Annotated in this window: 18 protein-coding genes; 4 read left to right on the top strand and 14 right to left on the bottom strand. The window is 39.0% G+C overall.

The window, feature by feature from the left end; all coding sequences use genetic code 11:
• Nucleotides 1-90: 90 nt before the first annotated feature.
• Nucleotides 91-2,772 (bottom strand): DNA ligase D, encoded by a 2,682-nt coding sequence (gene ligD, locus Q0Q99_RS08760; protein WP_293894445.1) that lies wholly within the window; start codon nt 2,770-2,772, stop codon nt 91-93.
• A 245-nt stretch (nt 2,773-3,017) separates the two neighbouring features.
• Between ligD and Q0Q99_RS08755 the strand changes: the two genes are divergently transcribed.
• Nucleotides 3,018-3,437 carry a response regulator gene (locus Q0Q99_RS08755; RefSeq protein ID WP_293894442.1) on the top strand — a complete coding sequence of 140 codons (420 nt, stop codon included), beginning with the start codon at nt 3,018-3,020 and terminating at the stop codon, nt 3,435-3,437.
• 144 nt (nt 3,438-3,581) lie between these two features.
• Here Q0Q99_RS08755 and Q0Q99_RS08750 read toward each other — a convergent pair whose 3' ends face one another.
• Both Q0Q99_RS08750 and Q0Q99_RS08745 read right to left on the bottom strand, forming a co-directional pair.
• Nucleotides 3,582-4,781, bottom strand: a complete 1,200-nt coding sequence (locus tag Q0Q99_RS08750; protein WP_293894439.1) for a kelch repeat-containing protein — start codon at nt 4,779-4,781, stop codon at nt 3,582-3,584.
• 264 nt (nt 4,782-5,045) lie between these two features.
• Nucleotides 5,046-5,483 (bottom strand): hypothetical protein, encoded by a 438-nt coding sequence (locus tag Q0Q99_RS08745; protein WP_293894436.1) that lies wholly within the window; start codon nt 5,481-5,483, stop codon nt 5,046-5,048.
• Between the two features lie 583 nt (nt 5,484-6,066).
• Between Q0Q99_RS08745 and Q0Q99_RS08740 the strand changes: the two genes are divergently transcribed.
• Nucleotides 6,067-6,816 (top strand): hypothetical protein, encoded by a 750-nt coding sequence (locus Q0Q99_RS08740; RefSeq protein ID WP_293894433.1) that lies wholly within the window; start codon nt 6,067-6,069, stop codon nt 6,814-6,816.
• 73 nt (nt 6,817-6,889) lie between these two features.
• On the opposite strand, the gene Q0Q99_RS08735 is transcribed toward Q0Q99_RS08740, so the two are convergent.
• From Q0Q99_RS08735 to Q0Q99_RS08725, 3 genes are all read right to left on the bottom strand, one after another.
• Nucleotides 6,890-7,996, bottom strand: coding sequence for a HigA family addiction module antitoxin (locus Q0Q99_RS08735; RefSeq protein ID WP_293894430.1), 1,107 nt, complete (start codon nt 7,994-7,996; stop codon nt 6,890-6,892).
• A gap of 14 nt (nt 7,997-8,010) precedes the next feature.
• A complete protein-coding gene (locus Q0Q99_RS08730; RefSeq protein ID WP_293894427.1) occupies nt 8,011-8,334 on the bottom strand; it encodes a type II toxin-antitoxin system RelE/ParE family toxin in 324 nt (107 codons plus the stop codon).
• 199 nt (nt 8,335-8,533) lie between these two features.
• Nucleotides 8,534-11,533, bottom strand: a complete 3,000-nt coding sequence (locus tag Q0Q99_RS08725) for a type I restriction endonuclease subunit R (protein WP_293894424.1) — start codon at nt 11,531-11,533, stop codon at nt 8,534-8,536.
• Between the two features lie 76 nt (nt 11,534-11,609).
• Here Q0Q99_RS08725 and Q0Q99_RS08720 point away from each other — a divergent pair, with 76 nt between their 5' ends.
• Together Q0Q99_RS08720 and Q0Q99_RS08715 are read left to right on the top strand one after the other, a co-directional pair.
• On the top strand, nt 11,610-12,452 hold the full coding sequence (locus Q0Q99_RS08720; protein ID WP_293894421.1) for a HipA family kinase: 843 nt from the start codon (nt 11,610-11,612) through the stop codon (nt 12,450-12,452).
• 3 nt (nt 12,453-12,455) lie between these two features.
• The gene (locus Q0Q99_RS08715) at nt 12,456-13,340 is read left to right on the top strand and encodes a hypothetical protein (protein ID WP_293894418.1); all 885 of its coding nucleotides are present in this window, start codon (nt 12,456-12,458) and stop codon (nt 13,338-13,340) included.
• A 24-nt stretch (nt 13,341-13,364) separates the two neighbouring features.
• Here Q0Q99_RS08715 and Q0Q99_RS08710 read toward each other — a convergent pair whose 3' ends face one another.
• From Q0Q99_RS08710 to Q0Q99_RS08675, 8 genes are all read right to left on the bottom strand, one after another.
• Nucleotides 13,365-14,615 carry a restriction endonuclease subunit S gene (locus Q0Q99_RS08710; RefSeq protein WP_293894415.1) on the bottom strand — a complete coding sequence of 417 codons (1,251 nt, stop codon included), beginning with the start codon at nt 14,613-14,615 and terminating at the stop codon, nt 13,365-13,367.
• 107 nt (nt 14,616-14,722) lie between these two features.
• Nucleotides 14,723-16,372 (bottom strand): ATP-binding protein, encoded by a 1,650-nt coding sequence (locus Q0Q99_RS08705; RefSeq protein ID WP_293894412.1) that lies wholly within the window; start codon nt 16,370-16,372, stop codon nt 14,723-14,725.
• A gap of 17 nt (nt 16,373-16,389) precedes the next feature.
• Nucleotides 16,390-17,112 (bottom strand): hypothetical protein, encoded by a 723-nt coding sequence (locus Q0Q99_RS08700; RefSeq protein ID WP_293894409.1) that lies wholly within the window; start codon nt 17,110-17,112, stop codon nt 16,390-16,392.
• 2 nt (nt 17,113-17,114) lie between these two features.
• Nucleotides 17,115-18,785, bottom strand: coding sequence for a class I SAM-dependent DNA methyltransferase (locus tag Q0Q99_RS08695; RefSeq protein ID WP_293894406.1), 1,671 nt, complete (start codon nt 18,783-18,785; stop codon nt 17,115-17,117).
• 447 nt (nt 18,786-19,232) lie between these two features.
• Entirely contained in the window at nt 19,233-20,198 is a 966-nt protein-coding gene (locus tag Q0Q99_RS08690) for a hypothetical protein (RefSeq protein ID WP_293894404.1), read from the bottom strand.
• A 96-nt stretch (nt 20,199-20,294) separates the two neighbouring features.
• Nucleotides 20,295-21,215, bottom strand: coding sequence for a peptidoglycan-binding protein (locus Q0Q99_RS08685; RefSeq protein WP_293894402.1), 921 nt, complete (start codon nt 21,213-21,215; stop codon nt 20,295-20,297).
• 461 nt (nt 21,216-21,676) lie between these two features.
• A complete protein-coding gene (locus Q0Q99_RS08680) occupies nt 21,677-22,417 on the bottom strand; it encodes a phosphatase PAP2 family protein (protein WP_293894399.1) in 741 nt (246 codons plus the stop codon).
• A 148-nt stretch (nt 22,418-22,565) separates the two neighbouring features.
• A partial coding sequence (locus tag Q0Q99_RS08675; protein ID WP_293894396.1) for a T9SS type A sorting domain-containing protein occupies nt 22,566-22,828 on the bottom strand: 263 nt, incomplete at its 5' end.

Here is a 22,828-nt window from a genome sequence, read left to right as displayed (position 1 = left end):
TTAAACATGCCCAAATTTATAACCGCATCGCTTGTTCTACTTACAGCATTAAATAGGAGGCTTATATAATTTCCACATTCTGCAGATAAATTAATTAAATAAACTATCTGATTTATGGACAGCCTTTTCCATATCAATTCCTTTTTGTAGTGTACCTTTAAAAATATCGCCCTGCTCCCTAATTCGCACTACGGCATTTTTAATCGTAAAGTCTTTCATTTGCAGTCCTTTTTTGACCTCATCCCAATGCAACGGCATAGAAACAGTGGCTCCCGGTTTTGGGCGTAAGGAATAGGGGCCGGCAATGGTAGCACCAGGTCGGTTCTGTAGAAAGTCAAGGTACATTTTACCATTACGATTCTTGATAATACGCTCCAGACTTGTAAATTCCGGCAACTGTGCATGCACCAGCGAAACAATCAACTTCCCGAACAACCGTGACTGTTCATAGGTGTATTTGGCACCCAAAGGAATATAAATGTGAATGCCCGTAGATCCCGAAGTTTTTGGATAACCCGGTATGCCTATAGCATCAAGTATCTTCTTGACTTCCTGTGCTGCCACTATCACCTGGTCGAAAGTATTCTTGTCGGGGTCAAGGTCAATCACACAGTAATCAGGGGCATCGGGATGTTGGATGGTGCTGAACCATGGATTCATTTCGATACATCCCAGCGATGCCATCCAAAGCAATGTGGCTTCATCATCGCCAACAAGGAATGTCTTCTCCTCGCTATCATCGGTGGTATACGGAAAAGTTTTTACCCAATCGGGAGCCTTTCCTTTAACATCCTTTTGGTAAAAACTCTGACCATGTATGCCGTTCGGAAAGCGGTTTAGCGATTGCGGCCTATCCTTTAGGTAGGGTAGAATGTATGCTGCCACCTGATGGTAATAGTTGAACATGTCCCGCTTGGTAATGCCGTCTTCCGGAAAGTATACTTTACTGAGATTAGTGAACTTAAGTTCATGTCCCTTAACCTTTTTTACCTGTGTTTCCTCTTTTGGATTCAGCAATGTTTTAGCACCGCCACCTTTAGGCGCGGCTATTATTTCTATACCCTTATCTGACACCTTATCTTTCATAATTTCTTTAGTATTTTCAGCGGTTTCCCGATGTACATTTTCTGCTTTCTTATCAATACGCATTCCTTCAAAGGACGGATGACGAAACACTCCGTCTGAGGTAACTTCGGTAAAGCTCACCTCGCACACCAGTGATGGATTGAGCCAGGTCGCCGTTGCATTGGGAGGGTTGGGGCGAAACCGCGATGGCTTGTTTACATCAGGTTCAACAGCGAAAGGGCTGACATTGGTTATCAAAGGTTTAAATTGTACCATCATTTCGCGCTGTGTCTTATCGGAAAAGCCTGTTCCCACCTTGCCAACATACCGGAAATCCCCTTTTTCGTAAACCCCAAGCAACAAGGAGCTGAATGCTTTGGCACTTCCATCATTGTTGGTAAACCCCGCAATGACTACTTCCTGCCTTTTGTTTGCCTTTATCTTGAGCCAGTCTTTCGAACGTGCATCAGGAACATAAAGACTATCAGCCCTTTTGGCCATGATACCTTCCAGCCCCATTTTTTCCGCAGCCTCAAAAAAATCAATTCCATTTTCTGTAAACACTTGGCTTATGCGGATATTGTCCTCGTTTTCAGGTAGAATTTCTTTTAGTAGCGCCTGCCTGGCTGAGAGTGGCAATTTCGTTATATCCTTCCCTTCATACCACAACAGGTCGAAAGCGTAATAAATCAAATGCCCATCTGCTTCGCTGCGCCAATTTTGAAGTGCACTAAAATCGGCTTTGCCACTTTCCTTTAGTACTACAAGTTCCCCATCGAGAACTGCATTTATAGACCAATTCTTCATTGTGGCTGTAATGGGGTAATATTTATCGGTAAAGGATTTATTGTTTCTGGAAGCCAATTCCACTTCACCTTTGTTAACGTAGGCGACGGCCCTGTAGCCATCCCATTTTACTTCAAAGGTCCAGTCGGGGTTGTCAAAAGGGGCGTTGACGAGTGTCGCAAGCATCGGTTTAACTTTAATAAGCATTGCCGAACGCTTGCCTTTTTTTAGCAGCGCCGCCGCATGGGGCTCATCGCTATCTTTGGTTTCCTCTTTTTTGGTCGTTTTCCCAGCGGCTTTTTTCGGGGTGGTCTTTGCGTCAGTTTTGCCGTAAATAACTGTACTGGTGGCAGCCACTTCTTCCAATGTTTTTCCTGAAACCACCGATTTATCTTTCTTTGTAATATCGGTTATAGCAGTATGTTTATCGTCAAGCTTCATCAGCAGCCAGCTATTCTCTGTACGCCCGTAGGCTTTAACAAGTGCAAAGCCCCCTTTCAGTTTCCTGCCTTTTAGGACGAACTTTAGTTTCCCGCTGTGCAATTCCTTACGCAATTGCCTGTCGTGTGCTTCTTTGGTCTTTCCTTCAGGTTCGAGGGGTTCGTATGTGCCTTCATCCCAAACGATAACAGTCCCACCTCCGTATTCTCCCTGAGGGATAATGCCTTCAAAGCTTCGATAGTCATAGGGATGGTCTTCCACCATCATTGCCAAACGTTTACTATCGGGGTCGGTGGATGGCCCTTTGGGAACGGCCCAACTTTTAAGCACACCTTCCATCTCCAGACGAAAGTCGTAATGAAGATGGGAGGCGGCATGTTTCTGAATGACAAAACGGAGCACATCCTTCGCCACCTTTCCGCCAAACGGCTCTGGTGTTTTGCCTGCATTTCTTTTTTCCTTGTATTTATCAAGAGCCATAATAGTAACGCTTATTGATTTAGTTACCAAGATACTTAGAGTTACGACAACCTTTTTATAACATAGTTTGGAAATATTCCACAATTACCACCTTTTTAAAAACCTGTAAGGTGTGCTGTTATGGGGGTTGTGTTTTTATATCTCATCTGAAACAATTATAATTATGTAACCTCCCTCCGAATATCTATAACATCCGTCCTGCACAAATTCTGAAATTTGTATAACTGATATTAACTGAATTTATTATGAACCCTATTTGTCCCTTTACAATTATAGTTGCCGATGACGACGCGGAGGACCGAGAACTTTTTCGGGAGATATTCCAGCGGAATGAAAAGTTTATCCTGATGGGCTGTCTTACCTCCGGAGTGGAGGTATTTGATGAGATCAGCCGCAAGAAGAATATTCCCGATGTATTGTTGGTTGATATGTATATGCCTTTCTTTAGCGGCATTGATGTGGTCAAGGCACTTGAGGAACTGCATGCCGCGCCAACGATGTACAAATTTGTAATCTCAACTACCAGCAATATCGCCGAAAACGAACCCCAACTCCATAGCCCTTATATCGTGTTTCTTAAAAAACCCAGTAGCAGGCAGGAGATTCAGGCGCTACCAGGTTTAATTATGGGGTATTTGGAACAGCGGTTTTCCCAGGTGTCGTAGGTTAGAGGAAAGGGAAAAGAAGCAAGAGGGAAGAAGCAAGAATATAGAGAAAGAGGAAAGAGGAAAGAAGAAAGAGAAAGAATGATGAATGAAGAATGAAGAAGACCGTTGCTCTGCAAAAAAACACTCTGGACTGATACCTTATCAGGGAACCACAATTTTCCTGTTGTATCGTTTGCCTTCCTGCTCAAGCTGTAAAAGATAGATGCCGTGAGGGAGCTGGTGGGTGAAGACATACTCAGCGTTCCCGTCCTGAAAGTCGGGTGGCAGGATCATTTTCCCGTCGATGGAATAAATGGCTACAGTGTAACTGGTGGGCTGATTGGTGGTGATGGCAATTTGGTCGTGCGCTGAAACTACCGTAAAGGGATCCGTCGCATAATTGGGTACTGTCAGGGTAGGCTCCCAGGAATAAAAGGTGGTGAGGGTCTGGCTGGTGGACGCCCTTCCGTTGCCGACGTATGATTTGCTGCCTAGTGTGAATGTGGACGTCCATATGCGTCCGCCCCCAGGTGTGAAATCGCCTACCTGTGTCCACGAATCGGCAGCATCGTCGTACTGCCAGAGATCAATAGAAAAAGTCCCTGTATAGCCGAGCCCCATATATGCCCTGCCGTTGACCGTAAAAGCGGTTGTGTATTCCCTTGCGCCTCCGGTAAAATTATTCTTTTGCGTCCAGACGCCCGTGGCGGGGTCAAACATAAAGACGTGGTCAGAGGTGTAGTTATTAAACGTGGTGCCACTGTAGGCAATGCCTGTCGCGAAATAGCCTTTTCCGTTGAGCACGAACACGGCGGTACTGTACTGATGCCAGTAATAGTTGATATCGGGCAATTGCGTCCAGGTGTCAGTAATGGGTTCATAACGGTAAAAGTCGAGCTTTCGGGTGCCGGCAAGCCCGAAGCCTGCGTAGCCATAATTGCCTATGCCGAAAGCGATAAGGTTTTCGCGATTGCCACCCGGATAGTTGGCTTTCTGTTCCCATGTGTTGGTTGCAGGGTCAAACGCCCACATATCGTTGTGGTTGACACCATTAGGGAGGGAATCATCGCGCCCTGCGAGCACATACGCTTTACTGCCTACCGTAAAACCACTCGCCCCCCGGCGTTTGCCTCCCGGGAAGCTAGCCTTTTGTATCCAGGTATTGGTAGTGGGATCGTATTCAAAAGTGGTTTCTAAGGTTAAGGTTGTGGTCTGGCCGGTGGTGACATAGCCTTTATTGCCTATTGAAAACGAAACGGCATTATAGCGTTCGGTATTTAAAGCCATCGGCTGAACGGCAGTCCAGGGCTGTGCTATGGCAGTACCCGCTATCATCAACAAAAGCAGTATCATTCTTTTCATAGTGAAGAGTTTGCAGGGAGATTCATTGGTGGTAAAGGTAGTGAAAATAGATAATTATCATTCCCTTCTAAAACGCTTTCAAAACTGAGGTTTAATACATTTAATCCGGGGAATTTTGAAGTTTAGATTTTACGTTTCTATTCCGTTGCTCTGCATAGAAGCACGCGAACTTAGGCGTTGTAGTTATGGCATTATTTGGTCTACTTTTGGAAGTCGAAATTGCCCGGAAGCGGTGGACTAAAGGTCTGGAACAAAATTGAGGGGCTATACGAGGGGCTTCCAGTTTGCGGGGTCAAAGGTTCCCTGTTCCTTCTCGAGTACCATTATTTTTTCGGCGAGTTCTCTCATTGCTGCGGCGTTTGGGGCATTGGTTACTATGCAATCTATCACATATGCTCTTACGCCTTTGGTAGCTTCGTCGATTTCCTGCGCGGCCTTTTCCTGTGCCTGGAGGGCAATCTGTAATTGAGCTTCCGCTAATTTCTCATCGAGTATTTTGTCCTCGTAGTCGTCTACGGCAGCATCAAAAGTAGCGGCGAGTGTAAGGGCCTCTTCCTCATCTTCGGAAAGTTCAAGCAGTAGTTCCTTAAGTTCGCGAAGGATTTCGGGCTGGTCAAGTAATGGCTGTGCGCCGACCCAACGCATGAGTGCGTTTTCATCTTCGTCGTTAATTAGGGTTAAGAGGAGGTTGCGGTGTTTCATGATTTGCGTTTAAAGGAATGGAATTATCAATTCGAGTGGTATATTCATGAACTGGGAGAAGTCATATATTGTTACGGGCTGGTGCTTAGCTTTCCTGAAGAAGACTCTTATATCATTTAAAATGTTTCTGGCATGTCTTTCTGAATATCCGGTGATATTGCAAACGTCTCTGGTATGGAGGCATATTCTGGCTTCTCTTTTAATCATGGTTCCAAAAAATAAAGTTTTTCTATAAGCAGGTGTTTTTTGTTGTGGTATTTATCGTGTTATAATTGTCAAAACAAGAAGTGTGCCAAACGAGATTTGGCTTAAAAATTTGGTAATAGATTGTTTGTAAAATGGTTCATTTCAGATACGCGTCGGAAAACCTTTTACATACACTCTACATACACTATCTATGCTTTATCTATGGAGTATCTATGGAGTATCTATACACCATCCCTTCTAAATCCCTATTTCAGCTACGGCAAAAACGGCAATTTTTACTGCTTTCGGCAAAATGAAGTGGTTTCGGAAAAAGTGACTTTGGGGGTTGCAAAGCCGTTTTAACTTTGGGTATTATTAATCATAAAACTTGTTAATTATGGCAAAGTTAGAAGGAATCATTAAGATTCAGGGAACGTTGGAGAACCTGACGTTTTACAAAACTGCCGATGGGCAATTAGTGCGCACCAAGGGAGGTGTCAGCAAAAACCGTATTAAAAATGATCCCGCATTTAAGCGTACCCGTGAGAACGGAATGGAATTTGCTGAAAGCGCACATGCCGGCAAACTTATGCGCACGGCTGTGGGAACCATGCTGTTCCATGCGAAGGACCGGAGACTTTCGAGCAGGATGCTTGGCATTATGGCGCAAATCAAGAACCTTGACACCACGAGCATTCGTGGTGAGCGGAAAGTTTCTGAGGGTCTTGGTACTGCGGAAGGCAGATTACTGTTAAAAGGATTTGATTTTAACGTACATGCGGCATTTGGCAGTGTTCTTTATGTGCCACTTTCTTTAGACACTCCAAGTGGTAAAGTTACGTTTACGGATTTTATTCCGGCGGAGCAGATTATGTTTCCAGAGGGTGCGACGCATTTCAGTATGCGGTCCGCTTTTGTAAATCTTGATTTTGAAACCGGTGTTTATGAAACAACCATTAGTCCGTTAGAGAATCGCGCGCTTGACAATTCCCTTACTACCCTGACCCTGACGCCGAGTGCGCCAGCTACTGGGAGCGGTACGGCAATTTATGTACTGCTGATTGAATTTTTTCAGGAAGTGAACGGGGTGCAGTATACGCTAAATAATGGTAATTATAATGTGCTGAATGTTTTGGATGTGGTTTAGGTTGTGTTTGTTGAAAATAGAAAGCCTCACGAGAGTGGGGCTTTTTCTTTTAAAAAAATATTAGATAGACTTATTACTTTATGTCGTGACTAATCTTAGTAAATAAACGATAATCATTTAGTGTAAAACAAACCCTTCCTTTTACAATACTTGGGTGAATCTTAACTTTTTTAGCAAACGCCTTAATACTTTCTTCACTCTGGCCAAAATGTATATTTTTACTATACTGTTCCCAATCTTCATTTTTAATTAGACTAGTTTGGGCAAATGTGTTTGCTTGCTTTTCCTCTACTGAATTCTTGTATTCTTCTTCTTCGTTTTTTATGTCTAAATCAATAAATTCTGCAGTATTATTGTTTATTAAATGCTCATAGACATGACCCAATTCATGAAACAAAGTAAATGCGAAATTATCTAGGCGATTATGTCTTAAAGTCATTCCAATAGCAGGGTTTCCTTCGCTCCAGAAAGAAACACCATCAATCGGAGTCTTTTCACCTTTGGTCTGATAAATTAATTTTATACCATATTCATGTAATTTAGCTTGGACTTTATTCAAGACATCTTTATTCTTCGTTAAAATTTCTCTTAAATCTGCAACTAACATCTCTTGATTTTCCTGATTAAAAGGAGGCGCAGTTACATCCTTTGCCTTAAACTGTACGAGCTTTACCCATCCCATGATGTTAATTACATCGGTTTTTAACTTTGTCGATTTCTTAAACCTTGTATAAACTGGCTGCAACTTCATAACTGCCAATTGATCTAAATTAGAAACATCATAGATTTCCTTAATAATTTCATTATCATATTGAGGATTACCTGAAAGTATTTTTTCTTTTTTATAGAATGAAGTAGGAATGAAGTCTTTAACCACATTCCATACCTCAATAGCTTCTAATTGTTGTTTGTTCTTTGCTTCAATGCGTGCTTTATCTAACTCGTAATTTTTTTGGGCTTCGAGCCAATACTCCGCATCTATGCCTAATGCTTTTTCGAAAAGAATAGCTAAATCAGCTGTGATATTTCTTTTTCCTTTAATAATTTCGTTCAGTAGGCTTCTTTTAATATCAATCATTTTGGCAAAGTCGATTTGGGAAAAGTTATTTGCTTCGATTTCATCCACTAAAATAGTTCCCGGATGAGTAGCAAAACTTGGCACTACTTTTTTTGTTGTCATAAATAGGGGTGGTGTTAATTTTCATAATGTTTACTTAGTTCTTCGATTTCTATGATATCGATAGTGGGGTCGCCTGAAGTGGAAGCTACTTCAGTAAAAAGAATCCGATATTGCATATTGACATATACCGCGCTTACTCCTTTGAGATTGCCTTCTTTTTTTTCATAATGTAAACTTTTTAATTGATAGAGTTGCTCAATTTTAGTTATGGCCTTTAACTTATTGATTGTATTAATGTACTGTTTAACCAATTGTGGATTTGATTTGTATTCCTTATAAGGGTTTGCATTTCCCTCATATAGGTGTTTTAAATATTCTTTTACAAACTTTATCTCCATGGTTAAGTACTATCATAATGCAAATATACAAAATGTTCACAAATATGTGAACATTTTGTGTGTTTTTTAATTTTATTTTAGTGAACAAGAAATTATACTTCAATTAAAAGCTTTCTGATTAAGATGTATTTAGTTTGATAGTTTGTTGTAAGCAAGGAAATGCTTTCTATGGTACTGGGTTATATCTAATTTTTAAATTCTAAGCTCTCCACTCACTAAACTGCCCTTCAGCCTGTTCCATTATTTCCTGTAGTATGCCGTTTAATTCGGCTATGTTTACTTTGCCCCTTAGCTCTTTTTTAACTGCTAACCGTATAGCTGCCTTAGCATCTTCCTTATTCATCCAGTCGATTTGTAAATTGCTTTTTACTGCCTTCACGACTCTATGTACAATATCTTGTATTGGTCCACTTTCGTTTATAATTTCTTTTTTGGATGCCAATATATCGTAGAATGCTAATTCCTCATCACTCAAACCTAGTTCCTTGGTTCTGCTGTCTTCATCCTGTAATTGTTTGGCTCTTTCTATCAGCTCCGCAATGGTTGTATAAGAGTCGATAGCATTTTTGTGGTAGTTCTCTAATACTTTTTCGAGTTCTTCTTTTAGTGATGTATACTTTTTGATGTTTTTATGTAATCGCAATTTTACTTCATTCATCAAAATGGTTTTCAGTAAAGCAATTTTAATATCTATGCTGTCTTTTTCCTGTTTGGCTCCTAGTAAAAATTCTTCATTTAGAATTGAAATATCTGCACGCTCTAATCCTGCCATGGCAAATACATCGACTATATCATCTGATTCGATACTTCTGCTTATTAATTCCTTTATTTGATCTTTCTGATTGCCTTTTGTTCCTTTTACCGATTTTGCATTTCTGATTGCTTTTGATAAATGCTGCATGAATAGTACATCGACAGCAAATTCCTGTATTTCGGATTGCGATTTTACGATTGATAATAAGCCCGTTAGTTTCTTTTCTTCTAACATGAATTGATTCGCCTCCTCATCATATTTTATAATCGAGTTCAGGGCTCTTTTTACCAATAGGATTTTATCTCCATCCCGCAATCCTTTCCAATTGCTGTAATCTATAGCTTCAGGAAGAAGTGATTTACAGACTTCAATCTGATTGTAAAATAATTCCAACGCCTGCCTGATATCGATAGTAGGCTTGCCTTTTCCGCCTCCGCCAGTGTATTTACTGGTTGCCGACTTTAACTGGTCGCCAATTCCTATATAATCTACAATAACGCCTGAGGGTTTATCTTTAAAAACCCGATTGGTTCGGGTAATGGCCTGCATCAAACTATGGCCTTTCATGATTTTATCAATATACATGGTGTGTACACAAGGCGCATCAAAACCGGTTAGCCACATATCGCGAACAATTACTATCTCTAAAGGGTCTTTTGGGTTTTTAAATCGCTTCTTTAAAGCTTCTGTCGCGTCTTGTGTCCTGAAGTGCTCGTTCCACGCTATTGGGTCGCTCGATATATTTCCTGTCATTACAACCGCGACTTCGGGGCACCATTCAATAGCTTTTAAGGCATCGTACATTTTCACACAATTTCGACGGCTCATACACACTACCATAGCTTTTCCGGGCAAGGTAGCTGTTCTGTTTTTGAAGTGTTTCAGGATATCGTCCGCAATTTTTTCAACACGTTCTTCTGAACCAGCTGCATCTTCAATGGCTGCCCATTTTAAATTGCTGTCGTCTTCTACATCAGCTGTGATGGCATCTACTTCGGCATCTAAGTTTTCATTCCACAAGTGGAGTTTAGCCAATCGAGGTTCGTAGTAAATAGGCACTGTAGCTTTGTCGTCAACGGCTTGCTTTATATCGTAGATGTGTATTGTTTCTCCGAATACTTCCTGTGTATCGGCATCCTTGCTGTCAACAGGTGTTCCTGTAAAACCAATGAAAGAAGCGTTGGGTAATGCCTTCCGCAAATTAGAAGCAAAACCATCCAACAAACCGTATTGGGTTCTATGCGCTTCGTCTGCCATGACAATTATATTATCCCTTTCCGATAAAATTGGGTGTTCCGTTTCGCCTAATTGCTTGTCGCTGCCCATTTTTAAACGGAACTTTTCTATAGTGGTGAAGATCACCCCGCCACTTCCGGCAGATAATAATCTTCGTAAATCATCGGTTGATTCGGCATGCTGCACATCACCCACTAAATCCTTTGCCAGTACAAAGTTTTCATACAACTGAAAATCTAAATCGCTACGGTCAACCTGTACTACTATCGTCGGATTTTTCAACTCGGGCAAACTGCGAAGTATTCCGGCATAGATTGCCATGGAGATGCTTTTACCGCTTCCCTGAGTGTGCCAGATAACTCCAATTCGTCCATCGCCAAAAGGTTTGATGGCTTTTTTAGCAGCTTCGACGGCAAAGTTCACTCCAAAGAACTGATGGTATTTGGCTCCTTTTTTTATCAATGAACCGTTATGGTCTTCAAAGAACACAAAGTTTTTAATGTAATTAAGAATTCTGTCTTTAGGAAACAAACCATGAATTAGTGTGTGCATCTGGAAATCATCTTCTACTATGGTAGTCCCGTCTATACTTTTCCAAGCGGCATACCATTCAGCTGAACCGTTGAACATACCGTGTTGGGCTTCGTTGCCATCACTAACTATCGTTAACGTATTGTATTCAAACAATAGCGGAATGTCTTTTCTGTAATGTTGTATCTGATTGAACGCTTCGGCAATAGTCGTGTTTTCATCAAACCAATTTTTGAGTTCAAACAGGATTAACGGAATGCCATTGATATAGATAATAATATCCGGGCGACGTTTGTTTTTGCCTACTATACTAAACTGATTGACTGCCCAAAATGTATTGTTATCCGGATTTTGAAAATCTATAGGATAAAGGTGTACTGCCTTTTCGTTGCCATCTTCATCTTTGTACTCATAGTCTAATCCTTTGGTAAGCTTTAAATGAAAACTGCGGTTGCGATAGTCTATATCCGCACCTGCATTATTACAAAAGTCTGCGACTGCCAAGTGTTGAATTTCTTCGGGTAACTGTGGATATTGTTTTTGTATAAACGCGAGTAGTTGCCCTTTTAGGATAACCGCATTGGCATTCTCAGGTAAATCAGGGCCTTTGATATGGATATACCCTAAATCAGTCAACCAATCGATGGTTGCTTGTTCTATTACTGCTTCTGTGGTCATGGGTTGAAAATAATGCTCTAAAATACTGTTTTTTTAATAAATTAGATATATTTACTACAAATTACATCATAACCCTATGGTTGTTATCCCAAAAGTAAGTACTGAGTTTCTGGTGGAAGAAATAAAAACATCAGGTCATTCGCCACTTAAATTTATTTGTGACGATGGGCAAACTTACTATTGTAAATACTTAGTTGATTTTAACCCTAACGAGATTAATTGTTTGGCCTATGAAATAGTCGCTCATTATTTATTAAAAGCTTTAAGTATTCCGACTCCTGATGTTGCCTTGGTTGAAATAGCACAGGGTACTTTAGACAAGACAAAGATTAAGGTAAACCGAAGAGCAAACGAAGGTACTATTTGCTTTGGTTCTAAAAGTGTGGAACCCTCCAATGAAGTTTCAGATTTTGAAGTGTGTAACACTAAAAGAGATTATACTTCTATTGTTAATCCCAAAGACATCGTTAAAATTGCAATGTTTGATTTGTGGATTAATAATGTGGACAGAGGTCGATTTATTGATCCTGGTTTTAATTATAATTTACTTTCTGTAGCGCATGCAAACGGAAGGAAAATTATGGCTTTTGACCATGCTTTTATTTTTGGAGGCGTCAACCAAATAGGGATTTTTAATCCGGCTATGGGAGTAGAACGTTATGATAAATTGCATTTGTCGGACTTTTACAGAAGTTGCATGGCTTATATGGACTATACTACTTTTGTAGAAACTGTAGATAATTTTATACCTTTGTTGCAAGTTTCCCATCAATCGGTTATTGATGATGTAGTGGGGCAACTGGCTGGAATTTGGAATATTATGCCTAATTTGGCACAAAGCATTCACCACTATCTGCATAACGAAGCCCGCATTGCTAGCGTGAGAGAAACCATAATGACAACAAACGATATTTTTTAAAAAATGAAAACATTCTTTAGTACCATCAGTATTCAAACCAATCCAGTCTCGTTAGAGAAAGTGGTGGTGGCGCTATTGGCGGTAACCGAAACCAAAGTATTTTTTCATTATTCTAAAAGCAAACTGAATTTGTTGGATAAGTTAGCTCCTTCTAAAATAGGTATAGGTTCTCTGGCTAAAAAGAGTCTGCAACAAATTAACAATACGGTAACCGAAACCAACAAGACTGTAGAGAAAAACCAAGCTACCATTGTATTTGAAAAGTCTATTTTTTCTAAAGAGTATTTTTCCTATCTGAATAAATACAACAATGGAATTCTGAATTTTTCAGAACCTGCTACTCTGCCTTTTGATTTTACTCAGGAAAAGTTTGAGAGTTATTACCTTAACTTTATAGGTGAACCTACCGAAGTGATTGAAAAGAAAGCGCTTTCATTTACTCAAAAAATAAAACCTGCTTTTGAGAAAGAAGGCTTAACCGATAAAGCAGACGTGAAATATTGGCTTGACCCCTTTACCTTTTCTGGCTTGTTAGAAGAAACTAATGTTTCCCTGATTACCAAAAACGGAGCCATTAGCATTATACAGGCTATTGATTTTAATTTAGGCGAGCAAACTGTGTTAAAGCATTTATACGAAACCAAGTTTGTAAACGATGCGCTTAAAACTTTTGCTAGTAAAAACAATACCGAAGTTAAGCCACTACAAATTGCCTTTGAAGAACCTAAAGCTGGAACAGAACAATATAACCTGTTTGATTTAAGTTATAAAAACTACAAAGACGAATTCTCTTTTATTACTCCTGATACTTTAGAACAGGAAACCGAAAAGATATGCCAGTCAGATAATATTAAATTTTCAGACTATCTTTTACAATTAGAACTATAAAAAGGGCTTAAAAGCCCTTTTGTTTTATACTACTTTTTCTTTAAACTCCTTTAACCGTATCTCACCGTTGATTAATTTGGGCAATAAGGTATCGCGGAGTTGGGTTAAGGATTTGTTTTCTTTTAGGTTGTTACTTTGTTGTTCTTCCCAACAGCCAACAATTGATTGAAATTCATTTTGCAAATCTATACTTGGTAGTGCAAACTGAATATGTCCTACGACATCAAAAGTAATTTGTGGAAATGTTCCTGACCTTGATTCTGCAATATTCTGAAATTCAGCAGTTGTTTCCTCCCTTGTTAATATACGATATAACAATTTGTTATTGATTAAATTGCTATTTCTTATAACCATAAACTTAGTTGAAACCACATAATCTTGTGAATCAAAATCAACATAAGCATATCTTTTATTGGCAGGTCTAATTTCACTAAACAATATATCTCCTGGATAAATAGCTTTTTTTGCTTGTCCGGGCAATTCATCAATATCCATATAATTATTGTGCATGAAAGAACCTTCAAGCACATCACCGGTATTTACGAAGACAACTCTTTCTTTGCCATTAAATTTATAACTTTCAGCTCTTTTATATGCTATCTCGTCCAACCTTTTCAACTCCCACCCCTTAGGAATCAACCCCAACTCACTCTCTACAAATTCACCATTTTGAAACGGACCAAAATCTACAAACCAATGTTTGTATAGTGCCATTGCCATTTCTTCTAAGGTTTTGTTTATGGCTAGGTTGTTTTCTATTTTGTCGTCTATGGTTGAGAGGATGGAGGATATGGATTGTTGTTCTTTATACGATGGGAGTTTTATTTCATAATTCCCAATTTGTCCTAAACTTATGTGTGGTATTGAAGTTCCTGTTTGAATATTATAAATATAATTTTCAAATTGAGAATTATTTATTAATTGCCATATATACTTTTGACAAGATAGGTTTGGAATTGACTGAATTCTAGCAACTCGTTGAGCTAAAATAGATGGTAAATCATTATCTCGCACTATTGCGCGATTCTTTCCTATTTTAGAACCATCCATTCCAATTACAATATCATCTAATTCAACTAGATATTTTGAATATTCTTTTTCAGAATGATTCCAAAACCTTGAGTCATCTGCCCAACGAAGCTTGCCTTCCGTAACATTTATTCCTCTTATTACTTTTAAGGTACCATTATTTTCATAGTCTTTGCTTTTAAAGGCAAAACCAGTAGATAATTTTGTTACTTCCGAGATTTTATATGTTTTCCAGTTGTTAGGCATTTAATTGTTTTATTTTACAAGGCTTGTTTTATTTTACAATCATAAAAAGAAGACAAGCCTTTAATATCAAGGCCTTGCGTTGTTTTATTCTCTTTTTTATTTTTCATTTATTTTTTTTTAGCCAAAGCGTATTTTCTTGTTTTTAAACTACCCGATGGAATTAAATGACCATCCTTTACGAGAGCATAAATACATTTTTGCACATCTTTTTCTTCCACATCCTGAATATTACTGTTTATTTCTGATTTGGATTTTTCACCGTTATATTTTAAAAATTCTAAAATCAAATGCTTCAACTGTTCTCCATCTATAGTTTTTAAAGAAGGAGTAATATTTAATTTAGACTGTGAAAAAAGTGCCGGATTAAGTAGGTATTCAGTTCCTTTCTTTACCCCACGCGTAATCAGTATGGATTTGTCAAGTAAAGAACCTATCCAATTTCTCATACGGTCTTCGTTAGTTAATTGAAGTTTTTGAGTTAACTGCGTGGAAGAAATCTTTTTTTCAGAAGCCACAAGTCCAAGTACCGTGTATTCTTTTTGTGACAGCTTATAATGCTGTCCGATGTACTCAATAATTTCAAGTGCTTCTTTATTTACAATTCCTGAATAAATAGTCACACTAGTTTTATTTAGGGTACTTTCAATCGAGGGGAGTGGTTTTATATCACGAGCTAATTTTTCATAAATCAAATCATAACCTGAACCTTCTCCCTCCATCAACCCTAAATCGTGAAGGGTATTTATGAGATGAGGATTTCTTCTGTGTCTTTCATGCAGAATATTATCTTTTGTAATTCCCATTGGTAATCCCCCAGGATTAGATATTACAAGTCTGTCAGGATAAACTTCAATAAAAATATCGCCAGAAATTGTAAACCGCTTGTGTGCTATAGCGTTGATTAACAATTCACGAATAACCTCTCTGGGATAATTCCGTATCTGTTTTCTATATAAACCATTAGAAATTTCAGTAGTATAGCTTAGTTCAATGGCTTCTTTTTCAATTTCTAATAAAAGAGTTTTAGGATTATGAATGTGAAAATGCCAATCCTTTTTTCTGATTTTCTCTTCAAGGTCATTGTAAACTATATACTGAACAGTGATGGGGTAACTTAATCTAGCTCGCTGGGATGGAGTGCCAAACCATATTACTCCTAAATTAGTTAAATATCTTTCAGAGGTAATTAACTGATAATGTTCTAAAATTTCTTCTGTTGACTTTTCTTTTATAAAATCAGATACTAATTTAGATTTTTGAATATCTTCAACGAAACTAGTTACCTCTTGTATGTCGGAATTCAACCAATTTATTCTTCCATTTGAAACTAACTCCCATTGAAATGCATTCTTTTCGGCGGCTAAATTGGTTAATTCCTCTCCTGAAATTGGGACGCTGTTATCCGTAATTCTTATTAGTACTTTTCCAGATGATGTTGTTGCTATCGTTCTGGAAGAAGGCAATACTCTAAACTTAAAATATTGACCGCCATTAGGATCGTCAATTACTATTGGATTAACAATCGCTACGGCATCTGTCAAATCTCGTAATCGAGAGATGACATTATTAACGTCCTCAATGTTTATAACCTGATTTGCCTCGGGTTTAGTAGCGTCGTTTTCAATACCTACTACAATTTCGCCTCCTTGAGCATTGGCGAAAGAAACACAGGTTTCAGCAAGACTTTTGAGATTTGCTGATTTTCCAATAACCTTCTTTATGCTTTTGTATTCGATATTGCCGTCTTCGATCGCCATCTTATTGAGTTTATTATTTAATGAATTTTAATAGTTTTATCTACAAATAATTGTGACTTAATTACCGGTATTCCAAATTGTCTTAGATAATCCTTCCACGCTATTGTTTCATGTTTTCCCATTCTAGGGTCAAGGTAAATGTCCTTGATAATATCTTTTAAATTAATATGCTTACTTTTTATTCCACTATCTAAGTGGTAAGATTGTACAATAATTCTAGATTCTTCCTCGTATTTAAAAGGTAATCTTTTTAGTAAAAAGGTTTTAATGAATATATCGTTTATTTTGTCGCTTTCTATAGCTTCTTTCAGACCAATTGTATTTTGTAATTCTTCAACAATCCTGGTTTCTTTTAAATATTTCATCTTTCCTAACCAAATCCTATTTCTTTCGTTAAGCATTAATGACAAAAAATCTCTAGTTTTTATTCTAAGTCTTACACAATATCCTTCAGGAGCATACGTTTTCCAGTAAGCCCAGCTATGGGAATTGTGTGTAAAACAAAGAACGTAAAGTTTATTCATGAATGTCTTCGTATTTTTGATATTTTGCCTAAACAAAAAATTATCGAAGGGGTCATTCCATTTTTTAGGGGATACAAAAACCATCTTACCTGATTGCATTGTTTCTAATAGTCTCTCTAATGGTAAGAAACGATAAATATATTCATTATCCGTGCAAAACTTATCAATAGCAGCTTGATTGCTATTATTTAAAATTATGTATTCTCCTTCTTTCATTTTTATAACATATCAAAATTCTCCAATATCGTTTGTTGCAATTCATTCCCTTTAGCAAACTGTGCCTGCAATTGGGTTTTTAGTGTTTCCATTTTATCTTCAAAGGCAATACCGTCGTCTTCTACTTCTTCGGTACCTACATAAATACCAGGAGTTAGTTTGTAGTCCTGCTTTTGTACTTCGGTTTTGGAGGCAGCGTAGCAGTAGCCGTCTATGTTGGTGTAGTCATGGCGAGGTACGAAGCCATTTGTAGTCGTTTTACGTGAGGGTTCAACAGTTTGCTTCGCTGCGTTGCTCTCCGCTCGCAATGACGGTGGGTTGCGCCACGCGTGGTAGGTTGCAGCTACTTTATCAACATCGGCATCGGTAAAGACACGCAGTTTTCGGCTTTCCATTGTTCCCATTTTGCTGGTATCTATAAACAGGATTTCGTCGGTGCGTTTGCGATGTATGCCATCCTTACCATCACGGTTTCGGCTTAATATGAAGATGCAGGCTGGTATGCCGGTGGTTAGAAATAATTTATCGGGTAGTCGCACAATACAATCAATCATATTGTTGTTTACCATAAACTCGCGCACATTCTTTTCGCCTTTGTTGTTTGAGGTCATGGCTCCGTTTGCCATAACCACCGATGCGGTTCCTTTGGCACTCAAATGACTCCAGAAGGTCTGCATCCACATATAGTTGGCGCTGCCATCGGTAGTGAATTCTTCTTTGGGTCCAAAAAGGCGCGGGTCATTTTCGGGCAAGTCTTCCGGGTGCCATTGGCTTACGTTAAAAGGTGGGTTTACTATGATAAAGTCGGCTTTCAAATCAGGAAACTTGTCCTGCAATAATGAATCGCCCAAGCGTACATCAAAGGACAAATCACGTAGGGCGAGGTTCATCTTGCATAAACGCAATGTACCGTCGTATCGCTCCTGTCCGTATATGGCAATATTCTTTTTATCGCCGCCATGGCTTTCTAAAAACTTGAGTGATTGTACAAACATTCCGCCTGAGCCACAAGCCGCATCAAAGATTTTACCTTCATAAGGTTCTATCATTTCGACCATTAGACGCACTATACTACCCGGAGTAAAGAACTGCCCGGCACCAGAGCCTTCGGCCAGCGCAAATTTACCAATGTAATATTCGTAAACACGACCGAGTATATCGCTTTCTGGGTTTTCTTTTTGCGAGAGTTTAGGGTTGGAGAGCAAGTTAATTAATCCTCCAACTTGTCTCGGTGTGAGCTGGCTTTTTACAAAAATACGGGGTAAGATGCCTTTTAAATCGGGCCTGAACTTAGCCAATGTTCCATCTAAAGTATCAAAGGCATCATCAACAATTACTTTTATATTGTCCTGCTCTGCATTGGCTTTTAGGTATTCCCAAGTGGCTTCTTTGGGTATTATATAAATGTTTTTAGACAGATACTCATCGGCATCGTCCAAAACATATTTTATTTCGTCCTGGTTATTGGTGTAATAAGCAGAGGTTTTATCTTGTGTTAATGCTATTAATTCTTCTTTGCGTATTTCGTAACGCTCGGACATGTGCTTAAGGAAAATCATTGGCAACACGTAGTCTTTGTATTGATTTTCAGCTACAGCGCCACGTAATTCGTTGGCAGCTTTCCAAAGTTCCTGTTCAAAATTGATATCGGCTTTTACAGTAGTTTTAGCCATAGAGTTACTTTCTTGTTGTTGGGTTAGGGTTAATCAAACATAGCTAAATTCTTCCACTCTACCATTTATAACAATGATATTTTCTTAATAATTTCCAATGTTGTTTGGGGTATTGCAACTCGTAAAACCTGTGGTATTGAAATTGTTTACGATAGACGAATATATAAAATAATTTTTAATATGAAAATGTATAGTAAAAGTGTACATCGCTCTCAATAAAATTAATTTTGGTTAAAAAAAGCAATGCTAAAACTTCAATATTTTGTTGACAAGATGATAGAAAGTTACTTTAAGGAAAAGCGCGGAGTTTTCCGCGCTTTTTTATTTTAAACTATTCATAAATCCTACCTATCCTCATATAGTGCTTTCTCAGGTAATTTTTTTAATATTCCAGGGTATAATTATAAATTTTTTGGCAAAGGTATCATGTGGAAAATTACGTCATTGTTAGACAAATCTGTTTTTTGACGTTTTGGTAATTGAAGAACCATTAGTAGGTGTAGTCAATACATTTCTAGAATTGAAACCTTTTGATGCCCTAAATATATAGTATTTGCCCTTAACTAGTTTTGATAATGGAATGGCATAAGCCAAAGTGAGAAAACCTTTATTTTGGGGTGCTGTTGTAGTCCCCAGTTCGACTCCGAATCCTAACTGAAAATCCAATACGCTCACTGACAAGGTTGGAGCGAAAATATTCTTTTGTTCGGTTCCGTCTTTTCCTGATGAAAAGAGAATGCCTAAATGAATTCCTATAGTGTTGGTAAAATCGGTATTCAAGGTTTCTCCATTGGCATCTGTTGTTTTTTCGAGTTCGCCCCAGCTGATTCCCACGCCGGCACCTACGGAACTGAATAAGGATACTTCTCCTTTTCGGCTGTCAGTACCATCGTCTTTGGTGAAATTGAAGCGGGCAATCGGTACGACAAAATTGGTATTTAAAATTGTTACCTTATAATGATAAGTTGAACTTATCGGCTGGAATTCGTCTATCTCAGGATTAACAGCAGCAGGAGGAGAAACAGGTACATTCTTAACCGGGAGTGTTATTGTACCTCTTCGAATTCCCTGTATTGCTTCAGCATCGGGAACCGCTGTTATCGTTACATGGGCTGTAGCATTTGTACCATTAAAATCCTCGTTCCAAATAGCGATCGACGGTTGACTCACTCCACCTCCTTCTACAGGAATAGTGGTCAGCGGGGTTTCAAATGTATATTCAAAATATCCATTTTTGTTTACCGGTATGGAGATCACTGCAGTTCCGCCTCCCTTATCCACTTTAACAACCGTATTGGCATCGGCGTTTCCACTGATTTGTGTTAGCGTAAAGAACACATTGGAGGGCGATGCTACTTGACTGAAACTTAAGATTGGGGCAATCATAAAGAGAATAAAAAGTGTTTTTTTCATGAGTTTTATATATTAGAATCTGCCTACTCTTTACCCTTTTCGGCTTCCTGGTTTGTTTTTGTATTATGCTATGTAATCCCCAACTTCCCGAACGTCTTAGGTCCCACAATCCCATCTGATTCTAACAGATGGTGGATTCCTTGTCTGAAACGTCTTAACTGCCTGAAGGGTGGCTACATCAAAACTTCCTGTTACCGGCAGTTTTAATAAAGCGTCTTTGGCGTTTAGCGCCCGTTGCACTTCTGTTACCATAAAACCCACATTGCCCCGGCGGAGATAACTTCCCGATACAAATTTGGATTTCGCTAAGGCGATTTGATTGGCATCTTCCTGCAGGGCACCAACAGTTATAACATCTGCAGCGCCGGTTATAGTCATTGCATTTTTGGTTTGATAGTCCTTTAGCAGGGTTTCGGTCTGGGTGCCAAACCAACCGTCGATTTCAATTTCATAACCCAGCTCGAAAAGGTATTTTTGTAGCTGAGTTACTTTTGAACCCCGATAGCCTTTGACAAGTGTAGTCGTTTCGGGTGTAACGGTTGTATCGGCATAAACTCCCGGATTTATAAAGGACTTTATGAGGTTGCGGGAACGGGTGCGTTTCATTACACGGCCGCCATCGCTGTCATTCGCTGTGGAGGTATTGCCCTCCCACGCTTCGATAGCGGTCTGGTTGGCATTGGTCCAACGGATAAAAATTCCGATATGGTCTGCATGGCCATTGCCCTCCCAATCATAGATTACAATATCGCCGGGTGCGGGATTGGTAGTTAGCTTTCCTTTTTCCTTATAGTAGTTGTGTGTTGACTGACAATGATGGACACCGTTTCTGGTTTGTATAAATCCTAATGGGTGTCCCGCATGATGAAATACCCAACTGACAAACATGGCGCACCATTTTTGCCCGTTTAGTGAAGGTTCATACCACAAGCCGTAAATGGATTTGTTACTGTTTGGAGGGGACTCCGCAGTACCTTCCTGCGATTGAGCCATATTGAGTAAGTCTTGTCTTGACATTATATATATTTTTAAAAGGTTACTTGTAAAAATGATATAAATCAAGAAAAACTACATTCGTGGAATAATCTTGCTTCATACCTAAAATTTTAAAGAATAAAAGTCACAACCTTCTAAGCTCAAAAGAGCACAATGGTACATAACGTTTCCAATAAAATTTGTGTGGTATTTGCATCGTAAAACGATATCCGAATTTAAGAAATAGGTTTCGAACCATCGTTAAAACGTCACTTCTAATCGTTGAAATACAGATAAATTCGATAAACAGTAAAAAACACGCATTTTCAATCGGGATAAACTGCCGCCCTGCTAATTACTTCGCCAGTCGCTTCGCTCGTGTGAGATTAAGAGTAGAATGTCCGGTGGAAATTCGGTTAATATGGATTCCCGCCTACGCGGGAAAGACAATGAGAGGTCGTGTTCAAATAAAAAAACTTGATTTCTTAACCAAAAGTGGCGCCTTAAAACTGTATGCACGCATAGACGCCTTTTTGATTATCCCCCAGTTGCGGAAACAGTGTAACCCTAGTCGTTTTCTTAAAGGGATTCCATTTAATAATAGGATCAAAGGAATAGATTACCTCTGTTACTAAAATACCTATTCCCGCACCTGCCAACACATCAGAAAGATAGTGCTTGTTGTTTGCCATTCGCAGTGCGCCTGTTGTAGTTGCAAAGACATAGCCGCTATAAGCAAGCAATGGGCTTGTATCCTTAAATTCCTCATAGAGTACGGTCGCAGTCGTAAAGGCATTTGACGTATGTCCGGAAGGAAAGGACTCGGCATCAGGATCCCCGTTGGGCCTTGTTTTATGTATATTCTTTTTTAATGTAACGGTTATAACATTTGTTAACAGTAGGGCTAAGATCAAGTTCTTGCTTTGGTCAAACCAATGATTTTTTGCTTTTATGCCAAACGCGTCCGCAGCATACAGCTGTATAATAGGAATGCCCAGGATATAATCATCACTATGGGTACTGAAATCGTTTCCCACTCCGTTGCGAATGTCTTTTTGCAGTGATTTTTCAAAGGCACTGTTGCTTATTAGGACGCCTGCGGTTAGTAGTCCGAGAGGTAAGATGGCTTGTTTTAGCAGCCCTTTTTTAGGGACTGTTTTAACGATCAGTGTATCGGTTTGAGCGCTGCCCTTTATAGCAAAGAAAAGTAGGATTAAGGTTAAGTAAAAAGATTTGGTTTTCATAATGCGGTTTTAACGTATGCGTCGGGGTCAATTAGTAAAGTTACGTTAAATTCAGGGATAAAACAGCGACTCAAAATGGTTTACCATCGACCCACAAAAAAAAGACCCTCGATTTCTCGAAGGTCTTTTTACTTTATTAATTTGATACTTATCGTTTAATAACGCGAAGTGTTTTAACTTCTTCGCCTTGTGTTACAACAACGTTGTAAACTCCGCTAGGATAATGATCTCCGATATGTTGTTCAACAATATCGGTAGCTCTCACTTCTCTTCTTTCAATAAGTCTTCCGGTCATATCATAAACCACGATACCTACTTTCGCCTCACTTGCAGTTGTTAAACTCAAATTGAAGGTTTCACTGTATGGATTCGGATACGCAACTACATTAAATGAAGCCGTAATTCCTGCAT

Source organism: Flavobacterium sp. (assembly GCF_025352425.1).
In the GTDB taxonomy this organism is placed as follows: Bacteria; Bacteroidota; Bacteroidia; order Flavobacteriales; family Flavobacteriaceae; genus Flavobacterium.
This window is presented reverse-complemented; position numbering and strand designations above follow the sequence as displayed.